Genomic DNA, 13,787 nt, shown 5'->3' on the forward strand with positions numbered 1-13,787 from the left:
CGCGATCCCGCCCGAGCCGGCTACGCCCGATTGCGTATCCGCCGCCGCCTGCCACCCGACGACACCTGGCCCCCCGCACCGCGACGATCGGCTGCGTCGACCGAAACGACGAATCGCGCGGAGGGAACCCCGATGTCCGTTCTGCACCTGCTTGCCGCACCGTCAACAAGCGCCACCCTGGCCGCCGGCTACGAACTCGGCCACGGGCGGTTCGTGCCCAGCGCCGCCGCCGTGATCGGACTGGCCGGCGTGGTGATCGGCGCGATGGCGCTGGCCCGCCCCGGCCACGGCGCCACCCGGGCCAGGGCCATCGCGGCCCTCGTCGCGGGCCTGCTCAGCGTGGCCGTCGGCGGCGTGCACGGGGCCAACGCCGCCGGCGGCCTCGGCACCGGCAACGGACTGGCCGGTGCCATCATGGCCGTGGCGTTGGGGCTGATCAGCATGACCGTCGCCGGGCTGGCCCTGGCCCGCTCCCGCCGCCACGCGTAGTTGCCGCACCGGCCGGGGTCTGTCACCGGGTCGCCGCGGTACTCCCGGCGAAGAACTCCAGCACCGCGGCGTTGACCACCTCCGGTTGCTCCAGGTAGCCGTAGTGGCCGGCGTCGCGGATCTCGGTGTAACGCGCGCCGGGGATCGCGGCGGCCAGCTCCCGCCCGCGGGCGGGCGGTGCGACCAGGTCGTCGGCGAAGGAGAGCACGAGCGTCGGGGTGCTGATCCGCCGGTACGCGCCGAGCCGGTCGGTGCGCAGGTCGACGTCGAGCTGCGCGCGGATGCTGGCGTCGGTCACGTCCGGCGCGGCCATCTCGAAGAGGTCGAGCCAGTCCTGCACCGCCTGCTCGTCCTGCAGCGTGCGCGGCGACAGGTTCTGCAGCGCCCGCATGGCCGCGTCGTAGCCGGCCGGGAGGTGTACGCGCTCGTCGTACAGCGCCTGTTCGGCCGCGGCGAGGGCCAGGGAGAACGCGTCGGGCCGGCCGCGGCTGGCCATCAGCACCGCCTGGGTGGCCAGGTCCGGCCGGGTCAGCAGCAGCTCCTGCACGACGTGCGCGCCCATGGACGACCCGACGAGCCGGCACGCCCCGCCGACCAGCCGCTCGATCAGGCCGACGGTGTCGGCGACGAGGTCGGCGACGGTCACGCCGAGCGTCGCCGGGTCGCTGGGCGCCACGCCCCGGTTGTTGACGGTGATCGCCCGGTAGCCGGCCGCGACCAGCGCCGGCACCTGGTGCAGCCGCCAGGTCCGGCCGGCGGCGCCGGTGCCGGGGATCAGCACCACGGCGTCGCCGCGGCCGGCCTCCTCGTAGTGCAGCGTCACGGCACCGGCGTTCACGAACGGCATGGTTCGGTCCTCACTGGACGATCACGTGGGGCATCGAGTGAGGCTACGCTAACGGATCTTTCCGGAGCCCGGGTGCGCCGCCTACCGCAGGGCGTCCCGGCGAACCGTGTGGGCAATCGCCAGGACGCTTCGCCGGATATGCCGCTACGGCAGGGCGTCCCGGCGAAGCGTGGTGGCGATCGCCAGGACGGTGAGGGCGACCGCGTAGGCCGCCAATACCGACGCCGCAGCGAGTTGCGAGAGGTCGACGTCCAACGGCAGGTTGCCGAGCGCGGCGCCCGCCGTGAACGGCAGCCACCGCGCCGCGTCCCGGCCGATGAGCTCCGCGACCACCCCCTCGACGAGCGCCAGCCAGGCGAGAGCGGCCGCGATCGCGGCGACCTGGTTGCGGATCAGCGCGCCGACACCGACGCCGATCGCGGCGAACGCGGTGTTCCAGCCGATCGCCCCGACAATGGTCCGGGCCAGCTGGTCGGACCACTCGAACCGCTGCAACGCCGCGGTGGTGCCCAGCGCGACGGCCGCGCCGACGAGCCCGAAGCCGAGCCCGGCGCCGGCGTGCACGACGAGCTTGGCGGCGACGACCCGCCCGCGGTGCGGCGTGGTCAGGTACGTGTCGGTGACGGTGCGGTGCCGGTACTCCCCCGCGACCGCCATGATGCCGAGGACCAGCGCGAACAGGCTGGCGAGGCCGACGTGGCCGACACCCTTGACCGCGTCGCCGGCGCCGGCCACCCCGAGGATGACCACGACCTGGGCGGCGGCCAGCAGCAGCCAAGGCGCCCTGGTGGTGGTGAGTTTGGTGAGCTCACTGCGTAACATCGGTGAACGTCTCCTCCAGCGTCTTGGTCATCGCCGCCGTCGGCCCCGCGAACCGCAGCCGGCCCGCGTTCACGATGACGACGTGGTCGGCGATCCTGGCGACCTCGGCCAGCACGTGGCTGGAGACCACGACGGTGTGCCCCGCCGCGGCCTGCGCCGCGATCAGCTCGCGCAGCCACGCCATCCCGGCCGGGTCGAGGCCGTTGGCCGGCTCGTCGAGCACCAGCAGCCGGGGGCGCCCGAGCAGCGCGGCCGCGAGCCCCAGCCGCTGGCGCATCCCGAGGGAGTAGCCGCCGACGCGGCGGCTCGCGGCGTCCTCCAGCCCGACCTCACCGAGGACCTCGTCGACCCGCCGCCGCGGGATCCGGGCGGCCTGCGCGACGATGCGCAGGTGGTCGCGGCCGCGCCGGCCGGGATGGAAGCCCGCAGTCTCGAGGACCGCGCCGACGGTGCGGCGGGGTTCGGCCAGGTCCGCGTACGCGCGGCCGCCGATGAGCGCGCTGCCGGCGGTGGGCCTGGACAGCCCGAGCAGCATCCGCAGCGTCGTGGTCTTGCCCGACCCGTTCGGCCCCAGGAAACCGGTGACCGTCCCCGCCGGGACGTCGAAGGTCAGGTCGTCGACCGCCCTGACCTGGTTGAAGTGTTTGCTCAGTCCGTGTATTCGCACGTCGATGCCGTCTGCCATGCACCAAAGGCTGCCGGGTCTGCGGCGCGGCGGCGTCGCCCAGCCGCGTGATGTCCGGATACCGCGGCTGGGCGACGATTTCTGTCGTACGCCGGGTCTACGGTGTCTGCATGCGCCGGCCGTTCGCCACCGACCTCGCCATCGCGGCCGTCGTGTGCGTCGTGGCGCTGGTGACCACCCGCGGCGTGCCGGCGGCCGGTCTCATCCCCGCGGCGGTCGCCTGCGGTGCCCTCGTCGCGCGCCGGCGGACCCCGTTTACCGTGTTCCTCGTCAGTTCCGTCGCCGCCGAGGTCTATCTGGTCGTGCACCACGGCAACGGCGGCGTGCTCATCCTCGCCGCCCCGCTGATCGCGCTCTACACCCTCGCCGAGGCCGGCAGCCGGCGCCGCGCGCTGACCATCGGCGTGCTGGCGGTCCTGGCCTTCGCCGGTCTGCACATGCTCATCAAGCCGTCGTCGTGGCTCGGCGCGGAGAATCTCGCCCTGGCCGCGCTGGGCGGCCTCGCGGTCGCGGCCGGCGACGGCGCCCGCAGCCGCCGCGAATACCTGGCCGAGGTCGAGGCCCGCGCCCGCCAGGCCGAGCACGACCGCGACCTCGAGGCCGCCCGCCGGGTCGCCGACGAGCGCCTGCGCATCGCCCGCGACCTGCACGACGTGGTCGGCCACCAACTGGCGCTGATCCACGTCCAGGCGGGCGTCGCCGCGCACCTGCTCGACGCCTCCCCGGGTGGCGCCCGCGAGGCCCTCGGCCACGTGCGGCACGCCAGCCACGCCGCGCTCGGCGACCTCCGCGACACGATCGGCCTGCTCCGCCAGCCCGACGAGCAGCTCACCCCGACCCAGCCGGTCATCGGGCTGGCCGGCCTGCCCGACCTGCTCGCCACGTTTCGCCGGCTGGGTCTGACGGTCGAGGCGGCGACGTCGGGCGACGACACGACGGTGCGGGTCCCGGTCGACGTGACCGCTTATCGGCTGGTCCAGGAGGCGCTGACCAACGTCCGCAAGCATGCCGGCCCGACCACCGCGCACGTGACGCTGCACTACCGCCCCGAGGCCCTGGAGATCGCGGTCGACAACCCCGCGCCGTGCGCCGACCCTTCGCACCCCGTGGCTCTCCGAGGCACCCGTCCGCCGGACGACCCGGGCGGCGCCGACGCGGTCCCCGGCGGGCTCGGCCTGGTCGGGATGCGCGAGCGGGTTGCGGCGCTGGGCGGCACGCTGCAGGCGGGGCCGCGCCCCGGCGGCGGCTTCCGGGTCACCGCGGTGCTGCCGAGGGCGGCGCCGTGACCCGCCGGGCCGGCCAGGTCGCATCGCCCGGCCCTCCGACGGCCGCCGACCTTCCCGCACCACAGCCGACTCCGCCCGGCGGCGCACCACAGCCGGCTCCGCCCGGCGGCGCACCACAGCCGGCTCCGCCCGGCGGCGCACCGCGGCCGGGTGCGCCCGGCGGTGCCGGGCCGATCCGCGTCCTGCTGGCTGACGACCAGCCGCTGATCCGCAGCGGGTTCCGGGTGTTCGTCGACGCGGCCGCGGACATCACGGTCGTCGGGGAGGCCGCCACGGGCCGCGACGCGGTCTCGCTGGCCCGCTCGACCCGCGCCGACGTGGTCCTGATGGACATCCGCATGCCCGACCTCGACGGCCTCGCGGCCACCCGCATGATCACCACCGACCCGCAGCTCGCCCCGGTCAGGGTCCTGATCCTGACCACGTTCGAGATCGACGAATACGTCTTCCAGGCGCTGCGCGCCGGCGCCAGCGGCTTCCTCGGCAAGAGCACCGAGCCGGAGGAGCTGCTCGCCGCCATCCGCACCGTCCACCACGGCGATGCGCTGCTCTCACCGGCGGCGCTGCGTGGCCTGATCGCCCGGTTCCTGTCCCACCCGGACAACGGCCGCGCCGTGGACCGCGCCCGCCTCGCCACGCTGACCGACCGCGAACGCGAGGTCGTCGCCCTCGTCGCCACCGGCCGCTCCAACGACGAGATCGCCGCACACCTCGTCGTCAGCCCCCACACGGTGAAGACCCACGTCAACCGCGCCATGACCAAACTCGACGCCCACGACCGCGCCCAACTCGTCGTCGCCGCCTACGAGACCGGCCTCGCGTAGGAGCACCACGCCCGACGTCCCGGTGCGCCGGGCACCAACGGGGCCGCGAGGAAGACGGCGGCGCGGTCGGCGAACAGGTGGGCGCCGCGCTCGGCGGACAACCGCCGGGCCCGGTCAGCCGCCGCTCGCACCACTGGCGCCGGCTCGCCTGCGGCGGCCAGCGTCCGGGCCCGTAGCAGCAGGCCCTCGGCGTAGCGCTGGCCGTGCGTGTCCAGGAACCCGTCGGCGCGGTCCAGCGCGGCCGCCGCCGACGCCGGATCCCCGGCCGCCAGGAACATCTCGGCGATCAGTCCACAGGAGAACGCCAGCCCCTAGCGCGGCGGTTCCAGTAGCGTCGCGGTCAGCAGCTGCTCGGCCTCGGCCGCCGCACCGGCCGGGTCGTCGCCGCTCAGCGCGCGTCCAGCACCACGTCTGCCGTAGGTGCGGCTCGACGTGGACGAAGACGCGGCCGGGATCGGCGGCGAGCCAGCGCCAGCACCTGTTCGGGCCGGTCCAGCGCCAGCGCGAGCCGCGTCGCGGCCAGGCACGCGTCGAACAGCTCGTGGTGCAGCGCGGCGAAGACCGGCATCGCCGCCGGGCCGGGCGGGAACCCGGCGCCGGGGGTGCCCTGCCACAGGTGCAGCGCCTCCAGGTACCGGGCGAGGGCCGTCTCCGGCCGCCCGTCCGCGGCGGCGGTCCGGCCCGCCTCGGCGAGCTCCCGGAAGGAGACCAGGTCGAGCGTGCCGGGCCCGGCCGCGAACACGTAGCCGGAGCCGTGCCGCAGCAGGAACGAACCGGCCTCCCGGGTGGGCAGCTCGGGCTGCAGCACCCGGCGCAGCGCGCCCACGTACTTCTGGATCACGTTGAGCGCGGTGGCCGGGGCGTCCTCGCCCCAGAGAAGGTCGATCAGCTCGCCGGCGCCGTCCGGCTGCCCGGCTGCGCCAGCAGCGGCGCGAGCAGGTAAGCCTGCTGCGGCGGACCCGGGGGCAGTTCCACGTCGCCGCGCCGCAGCCGCAACGGGCCGAGGATCTGAATGCACCTGCCGATCCGCGGTGACGAGCACGACCGGCAGGATCCTCGGCGACGCGGACGACCCGCGGCCCCGGTAACGCGCCGGGACCGCGGGTCGGTCAGCACTCCACGTTGGTCAGGAGCCCCAGATCGCGGCCGCCCACTCCGGGTGGTCGATGAACGGGTTCCGGTTGTGCTGCCAGGTGGTGTAGATCCGCTCGTTGCGGCGCTTCTCGAAGGCGTCCGGGGGATCCTGCTGGTTCCACTGCAGCAGCACCGACAGCTTGCCGATGCGCGGTGCCGAGCCGTTGCCGACCGAGTTGTTGATCTCGAGGTCGGCCCAGCCGTCGTCGCCCTCGTACCGGATCGCCATGTACATGATCATCCGGGCGACGTCGCCCTTCACGGCGGCGCGCGGTTCGAAGGAGTCGCTGTCGGTCAGGCAGCCGGGCGCCTCACTGACGGTGGAGCCGCCGAGGTCGAAGTCCTTGTTGCCGCGGGCGGCGTTGACCGAGACGTCTTCCGGCCGCAGATGGTGTACGTCGGTGCCGGGCCCGGTGGCGGTGCCGAAGTCGCCGTGCGATTTGGCCCAGACGTGCTCGCGGTTCCAGTCGTTGGCGCCGCCGCCGTTCGTGCTCTTGCTCTGCGAACGGCCGGAGTACAGCAGGACGACGTTGTTGCTGTTGTTCGGGTCCTGGTCGGTGTCCTTCAGCGCGTCCCACACCTGGTCATAGGTGATCTTGGTCTGCACCTTGATGATGTTGTGCAGCGCCGTGCGCAGCGCGGGACCGGTCTTGCCGGCCGCGGCGGCGTAGTAGCTCTCGACCGGCCCGGTCGGGGTCGGACCGGCCGTCGGGGTGGTGGTCGGCGTCGTGCCGGCCAGGCTCATCGACGTCGGGGACTTCAGGCCGCCGTGGGAGAAGTACGCCGTGAGCTGCCCGGCCACGACGAGCCGGCGGCCCATCAGCGACGGGTTGGACTGCAACCCGAACGAGGCCCGGTAGGCGGCGGTGATCTGCACGTACAGCATCCGCGTGGTGCCGGTCTCGCTCGCGGAGTCCGCCAGGGCCAGGGCGGTGTCGCCGGTGAACCCGGACCGCAGGACGGTGCTCGTGGCGGTCGGCTGCCCGACCACGTAGCCGACGACGGACGCGGACCGGCCGTCCTGCGCGGCGAGGGCCTGGCTGACCGACAGGTCCGCCGCCACCGCCGCGGTCGAGGTCAACACGACCACGGCGCCCGCCGTGGTCAAGGTCAGGGCGAGCGCTACCGCGATCCGCCGGGTTCTCCACATGGTCGATTCCTCGCCCTCCGCAAAGCATCACTACCTGCGGATATCGTAGATCGCCTATACGTTCGGTCCCAGCGCGTGAATTTCACTTAACTTGCCACGGTGGGTGATCCGGCGCGCTGCGAACGGGCGGGTCGTCAGGGTCTCATCAGGGTCCGTGATCAGGGTCCCACCGGGGTCGAACGGGATCAGACCGGGCGCCGGTGCGTGTTAGCGTCGCGTGTCGATCTCGTTCGACAGGTCGCCACGCTCCGACACGGGTGGTAGCGCGTGATGCCAGATTCTGTCAGCACCGACGTGCGGCGGGCGCCGCTGCTCGTGGTGAGTGTGCACGACGTCGCGCCGGGCAGCGCGGCGGAGTCCGAGCGCTGGTGCGCCGACGCCGACGCCCTGGGCATCCCGGTGTCGTTGCTGGTCATTCCCGGGCACTGGCGCGGCGCGCAGCTCGCCGAGCATCCCGACTTCGCCGCGATGCTGCGCGAGCGGGCGGCCCGCGGCGACGAGCTGGTGCTGCACGGCTGGTCGCATCGGGCCGGGCCGGAGGGCGGGCGGCTGCGGCGGGCCGCGGGATATGCGGTGGCCCGCGGCGCGGCGGAGTTCGCGGCGCTCGACGAGCGGCAGGCGGCCGAGCGGCTCGGCAACGCCGGGCAGGTCCTCGAGGCGCTCGGCCTGCGGATGGCGGGCTTCACGCCACCGGGCTGGCTCGCCTCCGCCGCCGCGCAGCGCGCGCTGACAGCGGCGGGCTACCAGTACACCACCAACCATTTCGGTGTGCGGGACCTGCGCAGCGGGCGGCTGCACCGCGGGTTCGCGCTGTCACACCGGCCGGGCGGCGGGTTCGGTGAGCGGCTCGGCGCGGCGCTCGTGCGGTCCGGTGCGTCCTGGGCGAGCCGGCGGCCCGGGGTGGTGCGCATCGCGCTGCACCCGGACGACCTGCACCGGCCGGGGTTGCGGGACGTGACGCTGCGGGCGATCGAGGCCGCGCTGGCCAGCGGCGCGCAGCCGGTCACCTACGGTGCGGTGCTGCGGTGAGAGTGGCCCAGCTGGCCAACTTCTACACGCCGGTCTCGGGCGGGCTGCGCACCTGCGTGTCGCAGACGGGCCAGCACTACGTCGCCGCCGGGCACGACCGGCTGCTCGTCGTGCCGGGCGCCGACGACGAGGACGTCACCTCGCCGCTCGGCCGGCAGGTCACCATCCGCAGCCGCACCCTGCCGGGCTCCGGCGGCTACCGCCTCCTGACCGACCGGGCCAGGGTCCTCGCGGTGCTGGAGGAGTGGCGGCCGGACGTCCTGGAGCTCAACGACAAACTCAGCGTCGGCTGGCTCGCGCCGTGGGCCCGTGAGCATCGGGTGCCGCTGGTCATGTTCTCTCACGAACGCCTCGACGAGGTGATCCGGGTCCGCCTGTCGCGGTGGCTCGCCCGGCCGGGCGCCGCCGCGATCAACCGGCAGCTGTACGCCCGGGTCGACCGGGTCGTGGTGGCCTCGGACTTCTCCGCCGAGGAGTTCCTGCCGTTCGGCCCGGCGAAGGTGCGCCGGGTGCGGCTCGGCGTCGACCTCGACGAGTTCCACACGTCCACTGTGGACGGCTCCACGCCCGTCACGTCCACGCCGGACGGTGCCCGGCCGGCCACGGTCCGGCTGATCCTGGTGAGCCGGCTGTCGAAGGAGAAGTCGCCGGAGCTCGCCGTGGAGGCGGTGCGGGAGCTGTGCCGGCGCGGCCTGCCGGTGCACCTCGACGTCATCGGCGACGGCCCGCTGCGGGCCAGGCTGCAGCGGCGCGCCGCGGGGCTGCCGGTCACCTTCGCCGGGCACGTCCCCGGCCGGGCCAGGCTGGCGGAGCTGCTCGCGGCGGCGGACGTCGCGCTGTCACCGTCCCGGGCCGAGACGTTCGGGCTCGCCACGCTGGAGGCGCTCGCGTGCGGCGTGCCGGTCGTCGTGCCACGGGCCGGCGCCGCGGCGGAGCTCATCACCGCACCCGGGGCGGGCGCGGTCACGGACGGCACCCCGGCCGGGATCGCCGACGGCGTCCAGGCGCTCCTGGCCGTGCCCGCACCGGCGCGGCGGGCCGCGGCCCGCGCGACGGCGGAACGCCTGCCGTGGTCGGGCACGGCCGCCGCGATGCTCGACTGCTTCGAGGAGCTGCTGACCGCCGGCGACGTCAACGGGTCGCGGCCACCGGGACGCGTGCTTCGGCTTTCCGCGTCGGAGAGCTCACCAGCAGCACGACGCCGATGGTCAGCACCACGCCGACGCCGGCGTACGCGGACAGGCTGAGCAGGCCCAACCGCTGCGGGTCGAAGACGAGCAGGTCGATCGCCGTGCTGCTGACCGGGTCGGCGATCGACATGGCGGTCAGCACGATCGGCAGCGGGCCGGCCGCGAACGCGTCCTGGACCAGGACGGTGCCGGCCACCGTCGACGCGGCGAGCCCGACGATCACCCAATCCGTTGCCAGCTCGAGGATCCCGCGGCGGGCCAGGTCGGCGCCGGCGAGGACGACGAACACCGCGGTGAGACTGAAACACATCCCGGCGGCGCCACCGACGACCGCGCCGCGGAGCCAGCCCCGCCGCCGCGGCACGATCCGCGCGAGGCCGAGCAGGCCGACGATGCCCGCGGCGACCACGAGCACCGCCAGGGGCACGTGCACCCGCTGCGGATCCGCCGGTGCCGTGCGCCGCACGAGCAGCAGCAGCACCAGTCCCGCGGCCACCACGACGGTGCCGAGCCAGTCCTGCCACACCGGCCGGCGGCGCAGCAGCAGCTGCGCGAACATGAGCTGCGCCAGCAGCAGCGCCTGCACCACGGTGATCGACCCGAACCGCAGCGCGACGGCGTGCAGCCCGAACCCGGCCAGGTTCACCATCCAGCCGAGCAGCCACCGGCGGTCCCGCACGAGCCGGCCGAAGACCGCGGCCACCGGCAGCCACCGGCGGCGGCGCCGCTGCGCCACCGGTGCCGACCGCAGCGCATCGCCGGCCGCCCGCTGCTGCAGCGCGGCGGACACCGCGAACAGCAACGCCGCGGCGAGCGACATCACGACAGCGGTCGCCTGTCCCGACAAGCGCACACTCCGGACCGGTTGGCATCGCGACGGATCCGCAGTAGACACCGCGCCGCCGAGCGCCCGGGGAGCGGCGTCCGAACACCCGCCGAACACCCGGCCAACGGCTCCCCCGTTCGGCTGTTCTTCGCCAGTACCCCTTGCGGCCCGCCCAGGTCAGCAGATCCGTGCGGTGCCGGCGCGGCGACGTCGGGCGCCGTGCCCACGTCCGCTCGTGCCGCACGACGTTGAGGGGGATGTCCGATTGATCCCGCCGCCGGTGCCGCGGCGACGACCGATGAGAGGTGGCGCGGCCATGACGAACTCCACCGTGATGCCGAGCGTGTCCGACTACGAGCGGGTCGGCGGCGCGCCCACGATCCGCCTTGTCGTGGAACGGTTCTACGACCTCGTCCTCGCCGACGGCGAACTCGCCGGCTACTTCACCGGCATGGACATCGCCCGGATCAAACGCCACCAGGTGCTGCTGCTCAGCCAGGTCCTCGGCGGCCCGGTCTCCTACGACGGCCGCGACCTCGCCGAGGCGCACCGCCACCTCGAGGTGAGCTCCGCCCACTACGACCGGGTCGCGCAGTACCTCACCGGGCTGCTGTGGAAGCTCGACGTCGACACCGACATCATCTTCCGGGTCGCCGACACCCTGGCCGCCGTGCGGGGGCAGATCGTCGCGCCCGCCGCGGTGCCGACCCCGCGGGGCGAGCGGCGGCTGTTGGGCGGGCTGCTGCGCCGCTTCCGCGCCACTCCCTGACGGGCATGACGCCGCGTCAGCCGCGTGGGACCTCCAGCAGCGCCCTGCCGCGGGGCGGCATGAGCAGCTCGGTCAGCAGCGGATCGGTGTAGAGCACCACCGGCGCGATGTGGTTGTCGCTGACCGGCCGCCACAGCGGCATCGCCGCCAGCAGCCGCGGCCACGCCAGCTCCGCGGTCCCGGCCAGCCGGTAGATGAAGTTCCCGGTGTTCTTCCAGCCGTCGGTGAGCAGCAGGAACGCGCGCAGCGACGGCGGCAGCACACACCCGAGGCGTCGTTCGGCCGCGGCGACCTGCGCGGGGGTCGCGGGCGCGAACCCCAGCCACCCGGCGCGCACCTCGTCGTCGAGGGGCCGGTCACGTTCCGGGTCGTGGCCGACCACCCACTCCCGGCTCCACAGCTCCAGAAACGCCCTGTCCACACCGGCACCGTAGGGCAGCGGGCGGTCAGCTGGGTGCCGCGGAGTGGGTCTCCCGTTCGATCAGCCGCTCGAAGCCGTCCAGCAGCGCGCGCAGGCCGGTCTCGAAGAGCGCGTCGAGGTCGAAGTCGTAGCCGCCGGCGAGCCCGCCGGTGACGCCGGCGAAGTTCGGGTAGCTGCCGGAGCTCGCGAGGGCCTGCATGGCCGCCGCCTGGGTGTCCACCCACTGCTCGTCCGTCAGGCCGGTCTCCGCCTGCGCCCGCGCCTCCCGGTCGAGGTTGACCGCCAGGCCCTGACCGTGGCTGAACAGCACGATGTACAGGTCGAAGACGCGGGCGGCGGGCAGGCCCAGGCCGGTGAACGCGCCGAGCAGCCACTCGCCGTGCCGCAGCAGGTTGGGCAGCAGCAGCGGTCTCGCGAGCGGGCCCAGCTGGGCGAGCCACGGGTGCCGGCCGTACAGCCGCCACAGCGTGCGCGCGCCGAGCTCGAGCCTGGCCCGCCACCCGTCGGGCGGTGCCGCCGGGTACCCGGCCTCGCCGTACGCCGCGTCCGCCATCAGCAGGACGAGCTCGTCCTTGCTGGCGACGTGCCGGTACAGCGACATGGTGGCCACACCGAGCCGGGCCGCGACGGTGCGCATCGACAGCGCCTCCAGGCCCTGGGCGTCGGCGATCGCCACGGCGGCGCGGACGACGTGGCCGCGGTCCAGGTCGACCTCCGGCGCGGCGCCGGCCCGGGGTTGCGCCGGTCGAGGCGCTTGGCCGCTGTGCGCTCCCGGCGGCGCCGGGCGAGCCGCCCGGACGCTGCGCGCTCCCGGCCGCCCCGGGGGTGGCGCCACGATGGTGCCGACCCGCGGCTGGGCACGGACCACGCCGGCCTGGCGCAGCTCGTTGAGGGCCTTCGCGGCGGTGGCCAGCGCCACGCCCCATTGCGTGGCGAGCGCCCGGGTGGACGGCAGCCGGTCACCGGGCCGCAGCTCACCGGCGGCGATGCGGCGGTGCAGGTCGGCGGCGATGCGCAGGTACGGCGGTTCCGCGGACACGTGACTCCCTCGTTCTGTACTAGGACACAGCCTCTTCTGTACTAGGCCAGTCTCGCTGGGATCCGTTGTCTGGTCGGATGCGTACACCGTACCGTCGAGACGCGTACAGCGTACAAGGAGGACTTCGTGAAGACTGTGCTGATCTGCGGTGCCGGCGTTGGCGGGCCGGCTCTGGCGTACTGGTTGCACCGCCACGGCCTCGCTCCCACAGTGGTGGAGCGGTCACCTGCGCTGCGGGCCGGCGGGCACGCGGTGGACGTGCGGGGCGTCGCACTCGACGTGATCGACCGGATGGGGCTCACCGGCCCGCTACGCCGGGCCCGCACCGAGATGCGCGGCATGTCGATGCTCGGCCCGGACGGCACCGAAATCATGCGCTCGACCGAGATGGCGCTCAGCAGCGGCCGGCTCGACAGCGAGGACGTCGAGGCGCTGCGGGAGGATCTGATCGGCCTGCTGCACGACGCCACCCGGGCCGGCGTCCGGTACCGCTTCGGCGACTCGGTGACCGCGCTCGAGCAGCGCGCCGACGGCGTCAGGGTGACCTTCGAGCAGGCCGCACCGGAGACCTTCGACCTGGTGGTCGGCGCCGACGGCCTGCACTCCACGGTGCGGCGGCTGGCGTTCGGGCCGGAGCGGCCGTTCCTGCACCACCTCGGTGCCTACGTCGGCGTGTTCACCGCGCCCAACTTCCTCGACCTGGACCGCTGGCAGGTCTGGCTACGGGCCGACGGCGTCGGCTACGGCATCTACTCCGCCCGGGACAACACCGAGATGCGGGTCAATCTTGGCTTCGAGTCCGGCCCCCTGGACTACGACCGTCGCGACCTTGACGCCCAACGCAAACTCGTCGAGGAGCGGCTCGACGGCGTGGGCTGGGAGACACCGCGGTTGCTCGACGCGATGTGGCGGTCCACCGACTTCTACTTCGACGCGATGGCGCAGATCCGCATGGATTCCTGGTCCACCGGCCGGGTGACGCTGCTCGGCGACGCCGGCTACTGCCCGTCGCCGCTGTCCGGCCAGGGCACGAGCCTGGCGCTGGTCGGCGCGTACGTCCTCGCCGACTCCCTGGCCCGCTGCGGCGAGGACCACCGGGCCGGATTCGACCGCTACGAGCAGCGGATGCGCGAGTTCGTCACCCTCAACCAGGCGCTCGCCACGGAGAATCCCGGCGGCCCGCCGTCGGAGGAGTCCGCGGAGCGGGCCAAGTCCGCCATCGACCTCGACGCGTGAGCGCCCGGTCCTCCGCCTGCGCCCGCACCTACGCCTGATC

16 protein-coding genes are annotated in these 13,787 nt (G+C 74.3%); 7 read left to right on the forward strand and 9 right to left on the reverse strand.

The annotated features are described in order from the left end of the window. Positions 1-132 precede the first annotated feature (132 nt). Positions 133-489 (forward strand): DUF6223 family protein, encoded by a 357-nt coding sequence (locus tag AB0K00_RS25670; RefSeq protein ID WP_363524398.1) that lies wholly within the window; start codon positions 133-135, stop codon positions 487-489. Positions 490-511: 22 nt separating this feature from the next. On the opposite strand, the gene AB0K00_RS25675 is transcribed toward AB0K00_RS25670, so the two are convergent. The 3 genes from AB0K00_RS25675 to AB0K00_RS25685 all read right to left on the reverse strand — a co-directional run bounded on the left by AB0K00_RS25675 (position 512) and on the right by AB0K00_RS25685 (position 2,843). Next, positions 512-1,336 carry an alpha/beta hydrolase gene (locus tag AB0K00_RS25675; RefSeq protein ID WP_363524401.1) on the reverse strand — a complete coding sequence of 275 codons (825 nt, stop codon included), beginning with the start codon at positions 1,334-1,336 and terminating at the stop codon, positions 512-514. Positions 1,337-1,480: 144 nt separating this feature from the next. Continuing rightward, complete coding sequence (locus AB0K00_RS25680; protein WP_363524404.1) at positions 1,481-2,158, reverse strand: ABC transporter permease subunit; 678 nt, start codon at positions 2,156-2,158, stop codon at positions 1,481-1,483. Further along, on the reverse strand, positions 2,145-2,843 hold the full coding sequence (locus tag AB0K00_RS25685; protein WP_363524406.1) for an ATP-binding cassette domain-containing protein: 699 nt from the start codon (positions 2,841-2,843) through the stop codon (positions 2,145-2,147). The genes AB0K00_RS25680 and AB0K00_RS25685 overlap by 14 nt, the downstream gene beginning before the upstream one ends. 110 nt (positions 2,844-2,953) lie before the next feature. Between AB0K00_RS25685 and AB0K00_RS25690 the strand changes: the two genes are divergently transcribed. Next, positions 2,954-4,129, forward strand: coding sequence for a sensor histidine kinase (locus AB0K00_RS25690; RefSeq protein WP_363524409.1), 1,176 nt, complete (start codon positions 2,954-2,956; stop codon positions 4,127-4,129). Beyond that, the gene (locus AB0K00_RS25695; protein ID WP_363524412.1) at positions 4,126-4,953 is read left to right on the forward strand and encodes a response regulator transcription factor; all 828 of its coding nucleotides are present in this window, start codon (positions 4,126-4,128) and stop codon (positions 4,951-4,953) included. The genes AB0K00_RS25690 and AB0K00_RS25695 overlap by 4 nt, the downstream gene beginning before the upstream one ends. On the opposite strand, the gene AB0K00_RS25700 is transcribed toward AB0K00_RS25695, so the two are convergent. The 3 genes from AB0K00_RS25700 to AB0K00_RS25710 all read right to left on the reverse strand — a co-directional run bounded on the left by AB0K00_RS25700 (position 4,932) and on the right by AB0K00_RS25710 (position 7,237). Then, positions 4,932-5,231 (reverse strand): hypothetical protein, encoded by a 300-nt coding sequence (locus AB0K00_RS25700; protein ID WP_363524414.1) that lies wholly within the window; start codon positions 5,229-5,231, stop codon positions 4,932-4,934. The genes AB0K00_RS25695 and AB0K00_RS25700 overlap by 22 nt on opposite strands. Before the next feature lie 110 nt (positions 5,232-5,341). Beyond that, complete coding sequence (locus tag AB0K00_RS25705; RefSeq protein WP_363524416.1) at positions 5,342-5,794, reverse strand: BTAD domain-containing putative transcriptional regulator; 453 nt, start codon at positions 5,792-5,794, stop codon at positions 5,342-5,344. 285 nt (positions 5,795-6,079) lie between these two features. After that, a complete protein-coding gene (locus tag AB0K00_RS25710; protein ID WP_363524418.1) occupies positions 6,080-7,237 on the reverse strand; it encodes an endonuclease in 1,158 nt (385 codons plus the stop codon). A gap of 270 nt (positions 7,238-7,507) precedes the next feature. Between AB0K00_RS25710 and AB0K00_RS25715 the strand changes: the two genes are divergently transcribed. Both AB0K00_RS25715 and AB0K00_RS25720 read left to right on the forward strand, forming a co-directional pair. Then, the gene (locus AB0K00_RS25715) at positions 7,508-8,266 is read left to right on the forward strand and encodes a polysaccharide deacetylase family protein (protein WP_363524421.1); all 759 of its coding nucleotides are present in this window, start codon (positions 7,508-7,510) and stop codon (positions 8,264-8,266) included. After that, positions 8,263-9,513, forward strand: a complete 1,251-nt coding sequence (locus tag AB0K00_RS25720) for a glycosyltransferase (protein WP_363524424.1) — start codon at positions 8,263-8,265, stop codon at positions 9,511-9,513. Before AB0K00_RS25715 ends, AB0K00_RS25720 begins: the two co-directional genes overlap by 4 nt. Here AB0K00_RS25720 and AB0K00_RS25725 read toward each other — a convergent pair. After that, on the reverse strand, positions 9,398-10,303 hold the full coding sequence (locus tag AB0K00_RS25725) for a DMT family transporter (protein ID WP_363524426.1): 906 nt from the start codon (positions 10,301-10,303) through the stop codon (positions 9,398-9,400). The genes AB0K00_RS25720 and AB0K00_RS25725 overlap by 116 nt on opposite strands. 295 nt (positions 10,304-10,598) lie before the next feature. Here AB0K00_RS25725 and AB0K00_RS25730 point away from each other — a divergent pair, with 295 nt between their 5' ends. After that, positions 10,599-11,051, forward strand: coding sequence for a group 1 truncated hemoglobin (locus tag AB0K00_RS25730; RefSeq protein ID WP_363524429.1), 453 nt, complete (start codon positions 10,599-10,601; stop codon positions 11,049-11,051). Between the two features lie 16 nt (positions 11,052-11,067). Here AB0K00_RS25730 and AB0K00_RS25735 read toward each other — a convergent pair whose 3' ends face one another. Both AB0K00_RS25735 and AB0K00_RS25740 read right to left on the reverse strand, forming a co-directional pair. Then, on the reverse strand, positions 11,068-11,472 hold the full coding sequence (locus AB0K00_RS25735; RefSeq protein WP_363524432.1) for an SMI1/KNR4 family protein: 405 nt from the start codon (positions 11,470-11,472) through the stop codon (positions 11,068-11,070). Between the two features lie 25 nt (positions 11,473-11,497). Then, the gene (locus AB0K00_RS25740; protein ID WP_363524434.1) at positions 11,498-12,511 is read right to left on the reverse strand and encodes a GntR family transcriptional regulator; all 1,014 of its coding nucleotides are present in this window, start codon (positions 12,509-12,511) and stop codon (positions 11,498-11,500) included. Positions 12,512-12,637: 126 nt separating this feature from the next. On the opposite strand from AB0K00_RS25740, the gene AB0K00_RS25745 reads away from it, so the two are divergent. Then, a complete protein-coding gene (locus AB0K00_RS25745; RefSeq protein ID WP_363524437.1) occupies positions 12,638-13,747 on the forward strand; it encodes an FAD-dependent monooxygenase in 1,110 nt (369 codons plus the stop codon). Positions 13,748-13,787: the final 40 nt, after the last annotated feature.

Source organism: Dactylosporangium sp. NPDC049525 (assembly GCF_040676755.1).
GTDB lineage: Bacteria > Actinomycetota > Actinomycetes > Mycobacteriales > Micromonosporaceae > Dactylosporangium.

Coding starts and splice junctions, on each gene's coding strand:
- AB0K00_RS25670 (WP_363524398.1), top strand. CDS start 133: ATGTCCGTTCTGCACCTGCTTGCCGCACCGTCAACAAGCGCCACCCTG.
- AB0K00_RS25675 (WP_363524401.1), bottom strand. CDS start 1,336: ATGCCGTTCGTGAACGCCGGTGCCGTGACGCTGCACTACGAGGAGGCC.
- AB0K00_RS25680 (WP_363524404.1), bottom strand. CDS start 2,158: ATGTTACGCAGTGAGCTCACCAAACTCACCACCACCAGGGCGCCTTGG.
- AB0K00_RS25685 (WP_363524406.1), bottom strand. CDS start 2,843: ATGGCAGACGGCATCGACGTGCGAATACACGGACTGAGCAAACACTTC.
- AB0K00_RS25690 (WP_363524409.1), top strand. CDS start 2,954: ATGCGCCGGCCGTTCGCCACCGACCTCGCCATCGCGGCCGTCGTGTGC.
- AB0K00_RS25700 (WP_363524414.1), bottom strand. CDS start 5,231: ATGTTCCTGGCGGCCGGGGATCCGGCGTCGGCGGCGGCCGCGCTGGAC.
- AB0K00_RS25710 (WP_363524418.1), bottom strand. CDS start 7,237: ATGTGGAGAACCCGGCGGATCGCGGTAGCGCTCGCCCTGACCTTGACC.
- AB0K00_RS25715 (WP_363524421.1), top strand. CDS start 7,508: ATGCCAGATTCTGTCAGCACCGACGTGCGGCGGGCGCCGCTGCTCGTG.
- AB0K00_RS25730 (WP_363524429.1), top strand. CDS start 10,599: ATGACGAACTCCACCGTGATGCCGAGCGTGTCCGACTACGAGCGGGTC.